Below are 16,551 nucleotides of genomic sequence, written 5' to 3' on the forward strand. Positions count from 1 at the left end.
ATAGGCCGCGGTCGGTGCATTCCCGTGGTCGGGGGTCACCAGGTGACGGGGAGCTCGTGCAGGCCGTAGATGTCGGCGTCGTTCTTGAAGGGCAGCTCGTCGACGGGGACGGTGCACCGGAGGCGCGGAATGCGCCGGAACAGGGTGTCGAGGACGATCTGCAGCTCCAGGCGGGCGAGGTTCTGGCCCAGGCACTGGTGCGGGCCGTAGCCGAAGGCGAGGTGGTGGCGCCCGCCGCGGTCGATGTCGAAGGAGTCCGGGTCGGCAAACACCTCCGGATCGCGGTTGGCGGTGTTGGACAGGCCGAGGACGCCTTCCCCGGCGCGGATGAGCACCCCGCCGATCTCCACGTCCTCCAGGGCCACGCGCGAGGTGCCCAGCTCGGCGATCGTGAACCAGCGCAGCAGCTCCTCCACGGCGTCCGGGGTCCGGCTGGGATCCCGGCGGATCACGGCCAGGTCCTCGGGGTGGTCGACCAGTGCCAGCACGCCCAGGGAGATCATGTTCGCGGTGGTCTCGTGGCCGGCCACCAGCAGCAGGAAGGCCAGGCTGACCAGCGCCTCGTGGTCCACCGTGCCCTGCTCCTGCTGCCTGCGGACCTGACGGCCCAGCAGGTCGTCGGTGGGCGCCTGCTCCTTCGCGGTGATCAGCCGGTCGAGGTAGGACAGCAGGTCCTGCAGCGCCTGCTGGATCTGCTGCACGGAGACCCCCCGGGAGAGCAGCGTGGCCGAGCGGCTCTGGAAGAAGTCGTGCTCGGCGTAGGGCACGCCGAGCAGTTCGCAGGTCACCAGCGAGGGCACCGGCAGGGACAGCGCCTGCACCAGGTCCGCCGGGCGGGGCCCGGCCAGGAGGGCATCGACGCGGTCGTCCACGATCTGCTGGATGCGCGGGCGCAGGGCGGTGATCCGCTTGAGCGTGAACTCTCCCATCACCGCCCGGCGGGCCGGGCCGTGCTCGGGCGGGTCCATGCCGAGCAGGCTCAGGGAGACCGGGACCGGGTCGTGCGTGAACGCCGGGAACCCGGGACGGTTGCGGTCGGAGCTGAACCGCGGATCGGTCAGCATGGCCCGGATGTCCTCGTGGCGGGTCAGCGCCCACACGGTCATCCCGGAGGGGAGTCTGACCCGGGCGATCGGATGCTCGTCGCGCAGCCGCAGGTGCTCGGGCGGTGGGGCGTAGGGGCACTGCCGGGTGAGCGGCAGGGCGACGGGTTCGGTGGAGGCCATGGTGCACCCCGTCCTGGTGGCCGTAGGCGTGACGTCTTCCGTGGTGATCCACGCTACAGAGCCGCCGGAAACCCGTCCATATGCGTCATGACCAGCGGCGACGGACGAACAGGGAAGCGGCCGGCCGGGGACCGCTGGTACGTTCGGCACCGGACGGGACCGGGCGATCCGCGACACGGCACGGGCGTTCCCGGGTCCGGCCGGGCGAGGAGGCGGACGTGCGAGTCAGCGTGGACCGGACCAGGTGTGCCGGCTCCGGGCAGTGCGCCGCCCTGGCGCCGGCGGTGTTCGACCAGGGGGAGGACGACGGCGTCGTCGTCCTGCTCGATGCCACACCACCGGAGGCGGTGCACCACGCCGTCCGCCAGGCCGCAGTGGCCTGTCCGGTCGCCGCGATCCTGCTCGGTCCCTGACCGCCCAGGGTCCCTCGGCGGGGCCGGCTCCGGCGCGGAGGACGGCCCGGGGCGCACCGTCCTGCCCCGGGCCGCGTCACCGCGGGCCGGGCTCCGGGTCAGCTCTCCCCGCGCCGGACGAGCCGGCCGCGCGGTGTCTCGAAGTCCACGGCGGTGCCCCGCAGGAAGGTCCTGCGCACCTTCCCGGACAGCGCCTTGCCCTGGTAGGGGGTGATCGGGTTCTTGTGGTGCAGCCGTCCGGCGTCGACCACGAACGCGTCGTCGGGCGCGAAGACCACCAGGTCCGCGTCGTAGCCCAGGGCCAGCTTGCCCTTGGACCGCAGGCCGGCCCGCTGGGCGGGCCTGGTGGACATCCACTCCACCACGCGTCCCAGGTCGATCCCGCGGCGCCGGGCCTCGGTCCAGATCAGCGACAGTCCCAGCTGCAGGGAGGAGACCCCGCCCCAGGCCACGCCGAAGTCGCCGTTGTCCAGGTCCTTGAGGTCCAGGGTCGAGGGGGAGTGGTCGGAGACGATGAAGTCGATGGTCCCGTCGATCAGCCCCTCCCACAGCAGCTCGCGGTTGCCGACCTCCCGCACGGGCGGGCAGCACTTGAACGCGGTGGCGCCGTTGGGCACCTCCTCGGCGAGCAGCGTCAGGTAGTGCGGGCAGGTCTCCACCGTGATGTCCAGGCCGTCCCGCTTGGCGGTGGCCAGCATGGGCAGCGCGTCCGAGGAGGACAGGTGCAGGATGTGCGAGCGCGCCCCGGTCCACCGGGTGCGCTCGATGACCTCGGCGATCGCCAGGTTCTCGGCGCCGCGGGGACGGGACCTCAGGAAGTTCTCGTAGACGTCGCCCTCGGGGCGCGGGGCGCGGTCGATGGCGCGGGAGTCCTCGGCATGCACGATCATCAGGGAGTCGAAGGTCTTGATCTCGGCGAGGTCCTCCTCCAGCTCGTCGGCCTCGAGGTGCGGGAACTCGTCCACGCCGGAGTGCAGCAGGAAGCACTTGAAGCCGAAGACGCCGTCGTCGTGCAGCCCGCGCAGGTGGGGCTTGTTGCCGGGGATCGCCCCGCCCCAGAAGCCGACGTCCACGAAGACGTTGCCCTGGGCGAAGAGCCGCTTGTACTCCAGGGCCGGCACGTTGACCGTGGCGGGGATCGAGTTGAGCGGCATGTCCAGGACGGTGGTGACGCCGCCGGCCGCGGCGGCCCGGGTCGCGGAGGCGAAGCCCTCCCACTCGGTGCGGCCGGGCTCGTTGATGTGCACGTGGGTGTCCACCAGCCCGGGCAGCAGGGTCTCGTCCTCGGCCAGCTCCACGACCTCGCGCCCGCACAGACCGGCCCCGAGGGGCTCGACGGCCACGATCCGCCCGCCGCGCACCCCGATCTCCCGGGGTGCGAAGCGGTCCCCGCACGAGACGCGCCTCCCGCGCACCACGAGGTCGAACTCCCGCCGGTCGCCGGCGTCGGACCCCTGGTCGTCCGCTCCCGTGCGCGGGGCGTCGCCGGTGTCGTCGGGCAGCCCGTGCTCGCGCCGGTGGTCGGCGATCAGGCGGCGGATGCGCTCGGGGTCGTTGACGTCCTCGCTGACCTCGAGCTCGTGGGCCTGCTCGGCCTGAAAGGCCTCCTGCGCGGCGGCGGGCTTGGTGGCCGCACGGGCGGAGTCCTCCTGGGCGGTCGCCGCGGGGTCCCCGGGCAGCCGCGGCGGGCGGCCCGTGGCGTCTGCGGTGCCGTCCCCGCGCACCCCGTGCTCCGCGGGCGGCTGCCGGGGGGTCTGCTGCGGCTCCTGATCGCCGTCCCGATTCTCGGCCCGGACGGGAATCTCCGGCTGCTGGGGCGTCTTCTTCTCGGTCATCGAGGTTCCTTCGTGTCGTCGGCGTCCGCACCGGCCGCCGGACCGGTCAGCTGGCCTGGGTCCCGGCGAGCAGGTCGGGGAGGTCGCGGGCGAGGCGGGCGCCCACCTGTTCGAGCAGCCGCCGCGCCTCCCGCATGCACGTGCGGGGGTCCGGCTCGAGCTCGGTCAGAGCGTAGGTGCGCCGGAAGCCGGCTTCGCGCAGCACGCGCGGCTCCAGGGTGGTCCGCCCGCAGACCGCGACCGCGGGCACGCCCGCGGACCGGGCCGTCTCCAGCACGCCCAGCGGCGTCTTGCCGCCGAGGGACTGCTCGTCCAGGCTGCCCTCGCCGGTGACCACGAGGTCCGCGCCGGCGAGCCGGTCCGCGAGGCCGACGAACTCGAGGACCACCGCGACGCCAGGGCGGCGGCGGGCGCCGAGCACGGCGAGGGCCGCGAAGCCCACGCCGCCGGCGGCACCGGCCCCGGGTGCCTCGGCGGCGCGCGCGGCGCTGTGCCCGAGGGCGTCGGCGAGCCGGTCCCGGAGGACCGTCAGGGCGGCGTCGAGCGCCCGCACCTGATCCGGGTCCGCGCCCTTCTGCGGGCCGAAGACCGCGGCGGCGCCGCGCTCGCCCAGCAGCGGGTGGTCGACGTCGGCGGCCAGCACGAACTCGGTGCCCGCCAGGCGCGGGTCGAGGTCGGTGAGGTCCACGCGGGCCAGACCGGCCAGGGCGGCCCCGCCCCGGCCCAGCTCCTCGCCCGCGGCGTCCAGCAGCCGGGCGCCCAGGGCCTGCAGCAGCCCGGCCCCGCCGTCCGTGCAGGCGCTGCCCCCGACGCCGAGCACCACGCGCTCGGCCCCGGCGTCGAGGGCGGCGCGGACCAGCTCACCGGTGCCGCGGCTCGTCGCGCCGCCGGCGTCGAGGACGGGCTGCCCGTTCTCGTCCACGGGCAGGGCCGCCAGCCCGGAGGCGAGGGCCATCTCGACCACCGCGGTGCGGTCCCGCAGGGCGAACTCCGCCTCGACGGGCTCGCCGACAGGACCGGTGACGGTGACGGGCGACGGGACGAACCCGGCGCCGAGGGCGGCCTCGAGGGTGCCCTCCCCGCCGTCGGCCACGGGCAGGCGGACCACCTCGGCGGAAGGGTCCACCGAGCGGATCCCCTCCTCCAGGGCCGCGGCCACGTCGGGGGCCTCGAGGGAGCCCTTGAACTTGTCCGGGGCGACGACGATGCGCACGTCCGTCCTCCTGTCTGGTCGGTGCCGGCGCGGTGCCGGCGGGTCAGTCGAGCAGGGCGATCGCGGTGGGGGCGTCCTCGCCGCACTCGGCCAGCTGCTCGAACTCCACCACGTTGTCGATCTCCGTGCCCATGGAGATGTTGGTGACCTTCTCCAGGATCACCTCCACGACCACCGGGACCCGGAACCGCTCCATCAGCTCGTGGGCCTCGGCGAAGGACTCCTGCAGCTGCTCCGGGTCGGTCACCCGCACGGCCCGGCAGCCGAGGCCCTCGGCCACCTTCACGTGGTCCACACCGTATCCCGCGGTCTCGGGGGAGTTGATGTTCTCGAAGGCCAGGGACACGTTCTGCTCCATCTGGAACCCGCGCTGGGACTGGCGGATCAGGCCCAGGTAGGAGTTGTTCACGACCACGTGCAGATAGGGCAGGTTGAACTGGGCCCCGACGGCCAGCTCCTCGACCATGAACTGGAAGTCGTAGTCCCCCGAGAGGGCCACCACGGTGCGCTCCGGCTGGGCGCGCACCACGCCCAGGGCCGCGGGGGCTGTCCAGCCCAGGGGGCCGGCCTGGCCGGCGTTGATCCACCGGCGCGGTCCGTACACGTGCAGCAGCTGGCCGCCGGCGATCTGGGAGAGCCCGATCGTGGAGACGTAGGTGACGTCCTTGCCGAAGGCGGTGTTCATCTCCTCGTACACGCGCTGCGGCTTGATCGGGACCTGCGTGAAGTGCGTCTTGCGCTGCAGGGTGCCCTTGCGTCGGGCGCAGTCCAGCACCCACCGGTCCCGGTCCGGGACCAGCCCACGGTCCTTGCGCTCGCGGGCGACCTCGAGCAGGACGTCCAGGGCCGCTCCCGCGTCCGAGACGATGCCCAGGTCCGGGGCGAACACGCGCCCGATCTGGGTGGGCTCGATGTCGACGTGCACGAACGTGCGGCCGGCGGTGTAGACGTCCAGGCTGCCGGTGTGCCGGTTGGCCCACCGGTTGCCGATGCCCAGCACGAAGTCCGACTCCAGGAACGTGGCGTTGCCGTAGCGGTGGGAGGTCTGCAGGCCCACCATGCCCGCCATCAGCGGGTGGTCGTCGGGGATGACGCCCCAGCCCATCAGGGTGGGGATCACGGGGACGTCGAGCAGCTCGGCCAGCTCCACCAGCTGCTCCGAGGCGTCGGCGTTGATGATCCCGCCGCCGGCCACGATCAGCGGGCGCTGCGCGGCGAACATCAGATCGAGGGCCTTCTCGGCCTGGATCCGGGTGGCCGCGGGGCGCTCGGGGCGCATCGGCTCGTAGGCCTCGATGTCGAACTCGATCTCGGCGAGCTGGACGTCCAGGGGCAGGTCCAGCAGGACCGGTCCGGGGCGGCCGGAGCGCATGAGCTGGAAGGCCTTCTGGAACGCCCCGGGGACCTGGCCGGGCTCCAGCACGGTCATCGCCATCTTGGTCACCGGCGCCGCGATGGCGGCGATGTCCACGGCCTGGAAGTCCTCCTTGTGCAGCTTGGCCACGGGGGCCTGTCCGGTGATGCACAGGATGGGCACGGAGTCGGCCCAGGCGGCGTAGAGGCCGGTGATCATGTCGGTGCCGGCGGGTCCGGAGGTGCCCACGCAGATCCCGATGTTGCCGGGGGCCGCCCGGGTGTAGCCGTCGGCCATGTGCGAGGCGCCCTCGACGTGCCGGGCGAGGGTGTGGCGGATGCCCCCGTGGGCGCGCATCGCCGAGTAGAACGGGTTGATGGCGGCGCCGGGCAGGCCGAAGGCCTCGGTGGCGCCCTCCTTCTCGAGGATGGCGACGACGGCGTCGACCGTGCGCATTCTGGCCATGGTGAACTCCTTGGAGGCAGGACCCGGGATCGGGCCGGGAGGCGGTGGGCTGGGTGGGTCAGCGGCCGGAGCGGCCGGAGAGCTCCTCGGTGAGCTTGAACAGGCCGGAGTGGTCCAGGCCGCCGTCGCCGCGGGCCACCGTGGCGGCGACGAGCTGGGCGACGAGGGCGCCCAGCGGGACGGTGACCCCGGCCTCGCGGGCGGCGGCGGTCACGATGCCCATGTCCTTGTGGTGCAGCTGGAGCCGGAAGCCGGGCTCGAAGTTGCGCTCGAGCATCTTCCGGCCCTTCTGGTCCAGCACCTTGGAGCCGGCCAGGCCGCCGCCGAGGACGGTCAGGGCGGCGCTCGTGTCCACCCCGTAGGCCTCGAGGAAGACGACGGCCTCGGCGAGGAGCTGGATGTTGCCGGCCACGACGAGCTGGTTGGCGGCCTTGACGGTCTGCCCGGAACCGGCGGGGCCCACGTGCACGATCGTCCTGCCGACGGCCTCGAGGACCGGCCGGGCGGCCTCGAAGTCCGCGGCCTCGCCCCCGACCATGATCGACAGCGCCGCGTCGATCGCGCCCTGCTCGCCGCCGGAGACCGGGGCGTCCAGCGGGCGCAGGCCCGCCCGGGCGGCCTCCTCGGCGAGCCGGGCGGCGACGTCCGGGCGGATGGAGCTCGCGTCGATCCAGATCGTGCCCTGCTTCGCGCGGGCGAAGACGCCGTCCTCGCCGGTGACGACCCCCTCCACGTCGGGGGAGTCGGGGACCATGGTGATCACGACGTCGGCGTCCCGGACGGACTCGGCCACGCTGGAGGCGCCCCGGCCGCCCGCCTCGACGAGCCGGTCGACCTTGTCCGGGGAGCGGTTGAAGCCGACGACGTCGAAGCCCGCGGCGACGAGGTTCCGGGCCATGGGCAGGCCCATGATGCCGAGGCCGATGACGGTGACGCTGCGGATGGCGGCGGGGGCGGTGCCGCCGGTGGCGGCGGCGTTCGCGGTGCTGGTCATGGTGCGCTCCTCGAGGTGCTGATGGTGTCGGGAAGGAAAGGGCTCAGGCGCCGGTGCGGGACGCGGTCCGGGCGGAGAGCCACGCGAAGGGATCCTCCTGGGAGGCCTTGTACTCCAGGCCCACGCGGCCGGAGTAGCCGAGCGCCCGGCTGCGGTCGATCCACTGCTGGAGCGGGAGCTCACCCGTTCCGGGCTCGTGGCGGCCCGGCGCGTCGGCGATCTGGATGTGCCCGAACTCGGCCGCGTGCTGCTCGATGACCGCGGCGACGTCGTCGCCGTTGACGGCCAGGTGGTAGAAGTCGGCGAGCAGCCTGATGTTGTCCGCACCGGCCTGCCGGACCTTCGTGATGACGTCCAGGGCGTCCTGGGCGGTCTTCAGCGGGTAGGCGGGCGTGCCCGAGACCGGCTCCAGCAGCACCGTGCCGCCGATGCGCGCGACGCCCTGCGCGGCGGCCACGAGGTTCTGCACGGCCAGGGCGTCCTGCGCCGCGGGGGAGTGCTCGGGCTGCCGGTTGCCGTAGAGGGCGTTGAAGGCCGTGCAGCCGGTCCGCTCGCCGATGGCGGCGACCACGGCCACGTTCTCGGCGAACTCCGCCTCGCGGCCGATCCAGGACACGAGACCCCGGTCCCCGCCGGGCATGTCGCCGGCGTCGAAGTTCAGCCCGCTCAGCTGCACGCCCGCGTCCCGGATCGCCGCCACGAAGGCGTCCACGTCGCGGTCCGCGGGGACCGGGCTCGCGAAGGGCCACCAGAACTCGACGGCGTCGAAGCCGGCCGCCCTGGCCGCGGCAGGGCGCTCCAGCAGGGGCAGATCGGTGAGCAGGATGGAGCAGTTCACGGTGTACGACATCAGGTCCTCCTGGGTCGGGAGTGCGACGCGACGAGCACGTCTTTCGTATGGTGGAAATATATTTCTGTTCTACGAAAAGGCTACGACGTGTCGTGGGCCAGGTCAACGCCCCGGTGAAAACTACTTTCCATGATGCGGAAGGAAGCGTGTCGTCGGTCGGTCCCGCACGTGGAAGGACCCCGCACCGCCACGGCGAAGGGGCGGTGCGGGGTCCGGGGGCGCCGGCCCGTGGGATCAGCGCAGCTTCATCTGCCGGTTGACGTCCTTGTAGAGCAGGTACCGGAAGCGGCCCGGGCCGCCGGCGTAGCAGGCCTGCGGGCAGAAGGCCCGCAGCCACATGAAGTCGCCGGCCTCGACCTCCACCCAGTCCTGGTTGAGCCGGTAGACGGCCTTGCCCTCGAGGACGTACAGGCCGTGCTCCATCACGTGGGTCTCGGCGAACGGGATCACCGCCCCGGGCTCGAAGGTCACGATCGTCACGTGCATGTCGTGCCGGACGTCGTCGGGGTCCACGAAGCGGGTGGTCGCCCACGTGCCGTCGGTGCCCGGCATGGGGGTGGGGTCGACCTCCTGGTCGGAGGTCACGAACGGCTCGGGGACCTCGACGCCCTGGACGTACTCGTAGGCCTTGCGGATCCAGTGGAAGCGGGCGGGCTCGTCGCCGGTGCCGCGCACGGTCCACTCGCACTCCGGCGGCAGGAACGCGTAGCCGCCCGGGGTCAGCTCGTGCTCCTCGCCCTCCACGGTCAGGGTCAGGGTGCCCTCCATGAGGAACAGGACGCCTTCGACGCCGGACTCCGTCTCGGGGCGGTCGCTGCCGCCGCCGGGGGCGACCTCCACGATGTACTGCGAGAAGGTCTCCGCGAACCCGGACAGGGGCCGGGCGAGCACCCAGACCCTGGTGTCGTCCCAGAACGGGAGCCGGCTGGTCACGATGTCCCGCATGGTCCCGCGCGGGATCACCGCGTAGGCCTCCGTGAACATCGCCCGGTCGGTGAGCAGCTGGGACTGGTCCGGGTGCCCCCCGTGCGGGGCGTGGTAGGTGCGGTCGGTCATGTCAGTTGCCTCCTGGGGTGGGGACGGCCGCGGCCGGCCGGGGGTGGGCGAGGGCGGCCAGCTCCCGGTGGTCCAGCCCGGCCGCCGCTGCCAGCTCCTCCGCGCCGATCGCGCCGCACAGCAGGCCGCGGTGGACGAACCGGGCGAGGGCCCGGGCGGTCGCGGGCTCGTCGGCGACGTCCGCGGCCTCGATGCCGGGCACCGAGCGGTTGCGGTAGACCTGCAGCCGGTGCGCGGACGCGTCGAACGAGCCCCGGTAGAACGCATAGTTCGTCAGGAAGCGGGTCGGCAGCTGGTGGGCGTGCAGGTCCCAGCCCTGGTAGAGGGCCCGCTCCAGGGAACGGCGGACCAGGCGGGCGTGCAGCGCCCAGGCCTCGCGCCGCTGGGCGGGATCGCCCACGGGCAGCCGGTTGGTGGACCCGTCGGAGAGCCGCACGCCGGTCCCGGCCACGGCGACCTGCATGACCTGCTTCGCGTGGTCGGCCACCGGGTGCTCCATCGACTGGAACTCCGCGGCCACCCCGAGGGAGGCGGAGTAGTCGTAGGTGCCGTAGTGCAGGGCCGTGACCCGTCCCTCGGCGACGCGCAGCATCGCCGGGATGGGGCACGTGCCGTCGAGCCCCAGGATCATCGGGGCCGTCTCCATCTGGATCTCGAAGCGCAGCCGGCCGTGCGCCAGGCCCAGGGCGTCCTCCAGCGCGCGGCAGGCCTCGGTCATCACCTGGACCTGCTCCACCGTGGAGACCTTCGGCAGGGTCAGCACCAGCCCGGCCGGCAGCCCGTCCGCGGCCGCTCCGGCCTCCATCAGGCCGCCCTCGCGCACGAGGGCGGTCACGAACAGGTCCAGGGAGCGCAGCCCGCGCTCCCGGGTCCCGGCCTCCAGGCACTTGAAGCGGATCCCGGCGAACGCCGGCTGCGGCGAGTCCGCGCGGTGCCGGGCGAGCGCCATCGCGGCCACGGTGCGGGCGGCACCGACGGCGGCCTCGTCCTCCTCGGCGTCGGGCCGCTCGCCGTAGCCGTCCTCGAGGTCCAGGCGCAGGTCCTCGATCGGCTCCTCCCGCAGCTTGCGCCCGGTGCGGGTCACGACCTCCTCGCGCAGGTGCTCCTCCACCCCGGCCAGCTCGGCCAGGGCCGTGAGCCCGCCGGCCTCCGCGGCCGCGGCGAGCGCGGCCTCCCCCCACTCCCGGGCGGTGGCCGGGGTGACGAGGTCCGCGGGGACGTAGCAGGTGTGCAGCGGCTGCCGTGACCCGTCGTCGCCCGGGAAGCAGTGCTCCAGGTCCGCGTCGGTGCCCTCGAGCAGCTGGTCGGCGCGGCGGGCGAACGAGGCGGGCAGGCTCGTGCGCGTCCCGCTCACCGGCCCTCGATGAGGTCGTAGGCCGGCAGGGTCAGGAAGTCGACGTACTCCTCCCCCAGGACGAGGTCGGCGATGAGCCTGGCGGCGGGCTCGAAGTGCCGCTCGAAGAGCTCCGGGGCGACCTCCCCGCGCAGCACCTCCTTCTGCTGCTCGAGCACCTCGGCGACCAGCTCGCGGCTGGCCGTGTTCCCGGTGTCCTCGTAGACCACGCCGTTGCGGATCTGCTGCCAGACCTGGGAGCGGGAGATCTCGGCGGTCGCGGCGTCCTCCATGAGGTTGTGGATGGCCACCGCCCCGTTGCCCGACAGCCACACGGCGGTGTACCGGATCGCCACGTAGAGGTTGGCGGCCAGCTCCTTCTGCGTGCTGGTGCGCCCGGCGCTGGGGACGTCGAGCAGCTGCTCGGCGCTGACCTGCACCTCCTCGCGGAGCCGGTCGACCTGGTTGGGCTTCTCGCCCAGGACGTCGTCGAAGACCTCCCGGCAGGTCGGCACGAGGTCGGGGTGGGCCACCCAGGACCCGTCGAAGCCGTCCTCGGCCTCCCGCGTCTTGTCGGCCCGCACCTTGGCGAACGCGGCCTCCGTGGCCTCGGGGTCGCGCCGGTTCGGGATGACCGCGGCCATCCCGCCCATCGCGAAGGCCCCGCGGCGGTGGCAGGTCTTCACGAGCAGCTCGGTGTAGGCGCGCATCAGCGGGGCCGTCATGGTGATCGTCGACCGGTCGGCGAGCACGAAGCGCTCACCGGCGTCCCGGAAGTACTTGATGATGCTGAACAGGTAGTCCCAGCGCCCGGCGTTGAGCCCGGAGGCGTGCTCGCGCAGCTCGTAGAGGATCTCCTCCATCTGGAACGCGGCCGGGATCGTCTCGATGAGCACGGTCGCCCGGACGGTGCCGTGGTCGATGCCGAGGTGCTCCTCGGCGAAGGTGAACACGTCGTTCCACAGCCGCGCCTCGAGGTGGGACTCCATCTTGGGCAGGTAGTAGTACGGTCCGTGGCCGTTGGCCAGCAGCTGCTGGGCGGTGTGGAAGAAGTGCAGCCCGAAGTCCACGAGCGCGCCCGAGGCCGGCTGCCCGTCCACCGTGACGTTGTACTCGGGCAGGTGCCAGCCGCGGGGGCGGGTGACCACGACGGCCAGCGGGGCGTCCTGGCGCAGCGCGTACTCCTTGCCGTCGGGCGAGGTGAAGGAGAGCGTGCCGCGGGCGGCGTCGCGCAGGTTCAGGATGCCGTCCACCTGGTTGTGCCAGGTGGGGCTCGAGGCGTCCTCGAGGTCGGCGAGCCAGACCTTCGCCCCCGAGTTCAGGGCGTTGATCGCCATCTTGGCGGGCGAGGCGGGCCCGGTCATCTCCACGCGCCGGTCCTGGAGGGCCTCCGGGGCCGGTGCCACCGTCCAGTCCCCCTCGCGGATCTCCCGGGTCTCGGGCAGGAAGTCGAGGGTCCCGGCGGACGCGGCGCGGCGCCGGTTCTGCTCACGGGCGCCGAGCAGCTCGGCGCGGCGGGGGGCGAAGCGGCGGTGCAGCTCGGCGACGAACTGGAGGGCGTCCTCGGTGAGGATCTCGCCGGCGCGCTCGAGGCCCTCCGGCACGGTGTGCTCGACGGTGTTCGTGGTGGTCATGGCAGTTCCTCCTGGTGCGGGTGGGTCGGTGGACGGACGGGGAGCGGGTCAGGCGCGCGCGGGCTCGGCGGCCGGCTCGTCGACGGCGGCCTCGGCGCTCGCGCGCACGGACGCCGCCACGGCCGGGGCGACCGCGGGGTCGAAGACGCTCGGGACGATGTAGCCGGCGTTGAGCTCGTCGTCGCTCACGCAGCCGGCGATGGCGCGGGCCGCGGCCACCAGCATCCCGGTGGTGATGTCCGTGGCCCCGGCGTCGAGCAGGCCGCGGAACAGGCCCGGGAAGGCGAGCACGTTGTTGATCTGGTTCGGGAAGTCGGAGCGACCGGTGGCCACGACCCCGGCGTGCTCCGCGGCCGCCCCCGGGGCCACCTCGGGATCGGGGTTCGCCATGGCGAAGACAATGGCGCGGTCGTTCATCGCGGCGATGTCGGCCTCGTCGAGCAGGTTCGGCGCCGAGACGCCGATGAAGACGTCCGCGCCGGCCATCGCCTCCTTGAGGCTGCCGGAGAAGCCCTGCTCGTTGGTGTGCTGGGCGATCCACTGCCGGTGCGGGTCCTGGTAGCGCTCGCCGCGGTGGATGGCGCCGTTGCGGGAGCAGGCGACGATGTCGCCGGCGCCGTTGGCCGTCAGCAGCTGGATGATGGCGTGGCCGGCCGCGCCCACCCCGGAGACGACGATCCGGACGTCCTCGAGCCGCTTGTCCACGACCTTCAGGGCGTTGTACAGCGCGGCGAGAGCGACGACGGCGGTGCCGTGCTGGTCGTCGTGGAAGACCGGGATGTCGAGCTCCTCGCGCAGCCGCGCCTCGATCTCGAAGCAGCGGGGAGCGGCGATGTCCTCGAGGTTGACCCCGCCGTAGACGGGCGCGATCGCCTTGACGATCCGCACGATCTCGTCGGTGTCCGTGGTGTCGAGGCAGACCGGCCACGCGTCGACGTCGCCGAAGGCCTTGAAGAGGGCGGCCTTGCCCTCCATCACGGGCAGGGCCGCGGCCGGGCCGATGTCGCCGAGGCCGAGGACGGCGGTGCCGTCCGTGACCACGGCCACCGTGTTGCGCTTGACGGTCAGGCGCCGGGCGTCGGCCGGGTTCTCCGCGATCGCCGTGCACACCCGGGCGACACCGGGGGTGTAGGCGCGGGAGAGGTCGTCGCGGTTGCGCAGCGAGACGCGGGGGGTCACCTCGATCTTCCCGCCGAGGTGGATGAGGAACGTCCGGTCGCTGATCTTGCGGACCTGCACGCCCTCGATCCCCTCCAGGGCGTCGCGCACCTCGTCCCGGTGGGACGCGTCGGAGACGTTGCAGCTCACGTCGACCACCACGTGGTCGGCGTGGGACTCGACGACGTCGAGGGCGGTCACCGCCGCGCCCGCGGTGGCCGCCGCCACGGCGAGCTCGCTGGTGACGGTCAGGCCGGCGGGCGCCTGCACGCGCAGGATCATCGAATATCCGGGACTGGGCGTTGCCATGGTTCCTCCGTGGAAGTTCGGGACGGGAATTTCAGCCACATAATGGAATGAAAATTCCGTATTATGGATATTATGGAAGACTTGTAGTGATGGCAAGACTCGTCGGTGACTCGTGTCACAGTACGTCGCCCCGCAGGAGCGGAGGCGGCGGCGAGCCGCCCACGACCGACGGAGGACCACGCAACCATGACCACACGACCTGCATCGGGCGGCGTCCAATCGGTGGAGCGGGTGTTCGAGCTCCTCGAGGTGATCACCGCCGCGGGCGGCGAGATGTCGCTGAGCGAGCTCTCCGCCGCCGTGAAGCTGCCGCTGCCCACGATCCACCGGCTGCTGCGCACCCTGGTGCCCTCCGGCTACGTCCGCCAGCTGCCCAACCGCAACTACGCGCTCGGGCCGCGGCTGATCCTGCTGGGGGAGGCCGCCGGGCGCCAGTTCGGCTCCGCGGCCCGGGGCCGGCTCGACGAGCTGGTCCGCGAGCTCGGCGAGTCGGCGAACATGGCCGTGCTCGACGGCCAGGAGGTCGTCTACATCGCCCAGGCGCAGTCCCAGCGCTCGATGCGGATGTTCACCGAGGTGGGCCGCCGCGCGGACACCCACGACACCGGTGTGGGCAAGGCCATGCTCGCGACGCTGCCCGACGACCGGGTCCGGGCCATCGTCACCGCCACCGGCATGGCGACGCCCACGCCCAGGAGCATCAGCACCCTCGAGGAGCTCTTCGCCGACCTCGAGCGGATCCGGGAGCGCGGCTACGCGATCGACGACGAGGAGCAGGAGCTCGGCGTGCGCTGCTACGCGATGGCGGTGCCCGGGGCGCCGACGCCCACGGCGATCTCCGTCTCCGGGCCCGTGTCCCGGGTGGACGAGGACTTCGGCCGCCGCGCCGTGCCCGTGCTGCGCCGGGCGGCCGAGGCGATCGCCGCGGAGCTCATGCCCGTCAGGGCCTGAGCCGCGGCCCCGGCGCACCGGAGCCCGGGCGGCGGGCTCCCTGCGGCGCCGGGGACCCCGGCGCCGCAGGAAGTCGACGGCGGGCCCGCGCCGGGGAGTCAGGGCGCGGCCGATCCGCCGGGGTCGGCCGAGGTCCGGCAGACCCGGGCGTCGACGATCTCGCCGGCGGCGGTGATCACGGGGACCTCGTTGCCGTCGCAGTCCACGAGCTTGCCGTCCCGGATGGTGTCGCCCTCCTGGAGGTGGTCCTGGAGGTGCTCGAGGCTCTCGTAGCGGACGGCGCGCACCGGGGCGTTGGCGAAGACCGACCCGGTGCCCCGCGGCGGATTGCCGGTGCGGATCTCGTTGAAGAGGATGTTCAGCAGGATCGCCATCACGGCCGCCGAGCTGATCCCGGAGTGGAAGATCGTCTCGAACCAGGCCGGGAAGTTCGCGTAGATCTCGGGCACGGCGATGGGCAGCATGCCGAACCCGAGGGAGGTGGCGACGATGATCAGGTTGGCGCCGTTGCCGAAGTCCACCTTCGCCAGGGTCCGGATGCCGGAGGCGGCCACGCTGCCGAAGAGTACGATGCCGGCCCCGCCGAGCACGGGCGGCGGGACCGCCGCGACCACCCGGCCGAGGACGGGCAGCAGGCCCAGGGTCACGAGGATGAAGCCGCCGGCCGTGACCACGAAGCGGCTCTTGACGCCGGTGATGGCCACGAGCCCCACGTTCTGGGCGAAGGCGCTCTGGGTGAAGCCGTTGAAGACCGGCGCCAGGGCCGAGGAGGCCATGTCCGCGCGGAGGCCGTCGGCGATGCGCTTCTTGCCGACCTTCGTGTCCACGATCTCGCCGACCGCGATGATGTCGGCGGTGGTCTCGGTGAGGGTCACGAGGATGACGATGAACATCGAGAGGATGGCCGCCACCTCGAACACGGGCGGACCGAAGGCCAGCGGCTGCGGGACGGCGAAGATGTCACCGCTGAGCACCTGGCTGAAGTCGGCCATGCCCAGTGCCGCCGCCGCGGCGGTGCCGAGCACCAGGCCGATGAGGATGGACAGCCGGGAGACGGCGGCGCTGCCCAGCTTGGAGAGCAGCATGATGATCAGCAGGGTCAGGCCCGCCAGCGCGAGGTTGCCGATCGAGCCGTAGCCGGGGGCCTGCGCGTTGCCGCCCATGGCCCAGCGGGCGGCCACCGGGAACAGCGTGAGACCGATGGAGGTGATCACCACGCCGGTGACGACCGGCGGGAAGAAGCGGATGATGCTCACGAAGAACGGGGTGATCAGGAAGCCGATCACGGAGGCGGCGATGACGGCGCCGAAGACCGCCTGGATGCCGCCGCCGCCCTGGACGATGGCCGTCATGGTGGCCACGCCGGCGAAGGAGGTGCCCTGCACGAGCGGCAGCTGCGAGCCGAAGAACCTGATGCCCCACGACTGCAGGACCGTGGCGAGGCCGCCCACGAAGAGCGAGGCCGCGATGAGCAGACCCTGCTCCTGGGGCGTCATGCCGGCGACGCCGCCGATGATGAGCGGCGGCGCGATGATGCCGCCGTACATGGTGAGCACGTGCTGCAGCCCGTACCCGAGGCTCCTGCCCACGCCGAGGTGCTCGTCCTCCGGGCGGGCGCGGGTGGTGGCGGGCGGCTCGGCGGTGCGTGACCTGGCCATGGTGTTCTCCTAGGGATCCTGGTGACGGGAGAGGCCCGGTGCCGGCGTCGGGGCGGGACCGGGGCGGAGCGAGGAGGTGGAGAGGACCGCGGTGCGCGGTGG

The 16,551-nt window shown here is 73.0% G+C and carries 13 protein-coding genes; 2 read left to right on the forward strand and 11 right to left on the reverse strand.

All coding sequences use genetic code 11. The features are described from left to right. Window positions 1–35: 35 nt before the first annotated feature. Complete coding sequence (locus AYX06_RS13050; protein WP_062736140.1) at window positions 36–1,226, reverse strand: cytochrome P450; 1,191 nt, start codon at window positions 1,224–1,226, stop codon at window positions 36–38. A gap of 218 nt (window positions 1,227–1,444) precedes the next feature. Here AYX06_RS13050 and AYX06_RS13055 point away from each other — a divergent pair, with 218 nt between their 5' ends. After that, window positions 1,445–1,639, forward strand: a complete 195-nt coding sequence (locus AYX06_RS13055; RefSeq protein WP_062736141.1) for a ferredoxin — start codon at window positions 1,445–1,447, stop codon at window positions 1,637–1,639. Between the two features lie 98 nt (window positions 1,640–1,737). Here AYX06_RS13055 and allB read toward each other — a convergent pair whose 3' ends face one another. The 9 genes from allB to AYX06_RS13100 form a co-directional block, all read right to left on the reverse strand. Continuing rightward, a complete protein-coding gene (allB, locus tag AYX06_RS13060; RefSeq protein WP_062737060.1) occupies window positions 1,738–3,057 on the reverse strand; it encodes an allantoinase AllB in 1,320 nt (439 codons plus the stop codon). A 463-nt stretch (window positions 3,058–3,520) separates the two neighbouring features. Beyond that, window positions 3,521–4,687 (reverse strand): glycerate kinase, encoded by a 1,167-nt coding sequence (locus tag AYX06_RS13065; protein WP_062736142.1) that lies wholly within the window; start codon window positions 4,685–4,687, stop codon window positions 3,521–3,523. 43 nt (window positions 4,688–4,730) lie between these two features. Then, window positions 4,731–6,506: a glyoxylate carboligase gene (gene gcl, locus AYX06_RS13070; protein ID WP_062736143.1), complete on the reverse strand. Its 1,776-nt coding sequence runs from the start codon at window positions 6,504–6,506 to the stop codon at window positions 4,731–4,733. Window positions 6,507–6,564: 58 nt separating this feature from the next. Further along, entirely contained in the window at window positions 6,565–7,449 is an 885-nt protein-coding gene (locus AYX06_RS13075) for a 2-hydroxy-3-oxopropionate reductase (protein ID WP_062737061.1), read from the reverse strand. A 94-nt stretch (window positions 7,450–7,543) separates the two neighbouring features. Further along, on the reverse strand, window positions 7,544–8,350 hold the full coding sequence (locus tag AYX06_RS13080; protein ID WP_062736144.1) for a hydroxypyruvate isomerase family protein: 807 nt from the start codon (window positions 8,348–8,350) through the stop codon (window positions 7,544–7,546). Between the two features lie 234 nt (window positions 8,351–8,584). Beyond that, on the reverse strand, window positions 8,585–9,406 hold the full coding sequence (locus AYX06_RS13085; protein WP_062736145.1) for a bifunctional allantoicase/(S)-ureidoglycine aminohydrolase: 822 nt from the start codon (window positions 9,404–9,406) through the stop codon (window positions 8,585–8,587). A gap of 1 nt (window position 9,407) precedes the next feature. Further along, window positions 9,408–10,760: a DUF6986 family protein gene (locus AYX06_RS13090; protein WP_147017631.1), complete on the reverse strand. Its 1,353-nt coding sequence runs from the start codon at window positions 10,758–10,760 to the stop codon at window positions 9,408–9,410. Further along, the gene (gene aceB / locus AYX06_RS13095; protein WP_062736146.1) at window positions 10,757–12,373 is read right to left on the reverse strand and encodes a malate synthase A; all 1,617 of its coding nucleotides are present in this window, start codon (window positions 12,371–12,373) and stop codon (window positions 10,757–10,759) included. Before aceB ends, AYX06_RS13090 begins: the two co-directional genes overlap by 4 nt. A 48-nt stretch (window positions 12,374–12,421) precedes the next feature. Further along, window positions 12,422–13,840 carry an NAD(P)-dependent malic enzyme gene (locus AYX06_RS13100; RefSeq protein ID WP_062736147.1) on the reverse strand — a complete coding sequence of 473 codons (1,419 nt, stop codon included), beginning with the start codon at window positions 13,838–13,840 and terminating at the stop codon, window positions 12,422–12,424. Between the two features lie 186 nt (window positions 13,841–14,026). Between AYX06_RS13100 and AYX06_RS13105 the strand changes: the two genes are divergently transcribed. After that, window positions 14,027–14,791: an IclR family transcriptional regulator gene (locus AYX06_RS13105; protein WP_062736148.1), complete on the forward strand. Its 765-nt coding sequence runs from the start codon at window positions 14,027–14,029 to the stop codon at window positions 14,789–14,791. A 98-nt stretch (window positions 14,792–14,889) separates the two neighbouring features. Here the strand turns inward: AYX06_RS13105 and AYX06_RS13110 are convergent, their stop codons facing one another. Beyond that, window positions 14,890–16,449 carry a nucleobase:cation symporter-2 family protein gene (locus AYX06_RS13110; RefSeq protein WP_062736149.1) on the reverse strand — a complete coding sequence of 520 codons (1,560 nt, stop codon included), beginning with the start codon at window positions 16,447–16,449 and terminating at the stop codon, window positions 14,890–14,892. Between the last annotated feature and the right edge of the window lie 102 nt (window positions 16,450–16,551).

Source organism: Kocuria turfanensis (assembly GCF_001580365.1).
Lineage (GTDB): Bacteria > Actinomycetota > Actinomycetes > Actinomycetales > Micrococcaceae > Kocuria > Kocuria turfanensis.

Bases quoted from the DNA above. Each gene is read 5' to 3' on its own strand.
- AYX06_RS13050 (WP_062736140.1), bottom strand. From the start codon at position 1,226: ATGGCCTCCACCGAACCCGTCGCCCTGCCGCTCACCCGGCAGTGCCCC.
- gcl (WP_062736143.1), bottom strand. From the start codon at position 6,506: ATGGCCAGAATGCGCACGGTCGACGCCGTCGTCGCCATCCTCGAGAAG.
- AYX06_RS13080 (WP_062736144.1), bottom strand. From the start codon at position 8,350: ATGTCGTACACCGTGAACTGCTCCATCCTGCTCACCGATCTGCCCCTG.
- AYX06_RS13085 (WP_062736145.1), bottom strand. From the start codon at position 9,406: ATGACCGACCGCACCTACCACGCCCCGCACGGGGGGCACCCGGACCAG.
- aceB (WP_062736146.1), bottom strand. From the start codon at position 12,373: ATGACCACCACGAACACCGTCGAGCACACCGTGCCGGAGGGCCTCGAG.
- AYX06_RS13100 (WP_062736147.1), bottom strand. From the start codon at position 13,840: ATGGCAACGCCCAGTCCCGGATATTCGATGATCCTGCGCGTGCAGGCG.
- AYX06_RS13105 (WP_062736148.1), top strand. From the start codon at position 14,027: ATGACCACACGACCTGCATCGGGCGGCGTCCAATCGGTGGAGCGGGTG.
- AYX06_RS13110 (WP_062736149.1), bottom strand. From the start codon at position 16,449: ATGGCCAGGTCACGCACCGCCGAGCCGCCCGCCACCACCCGCGCCCGC.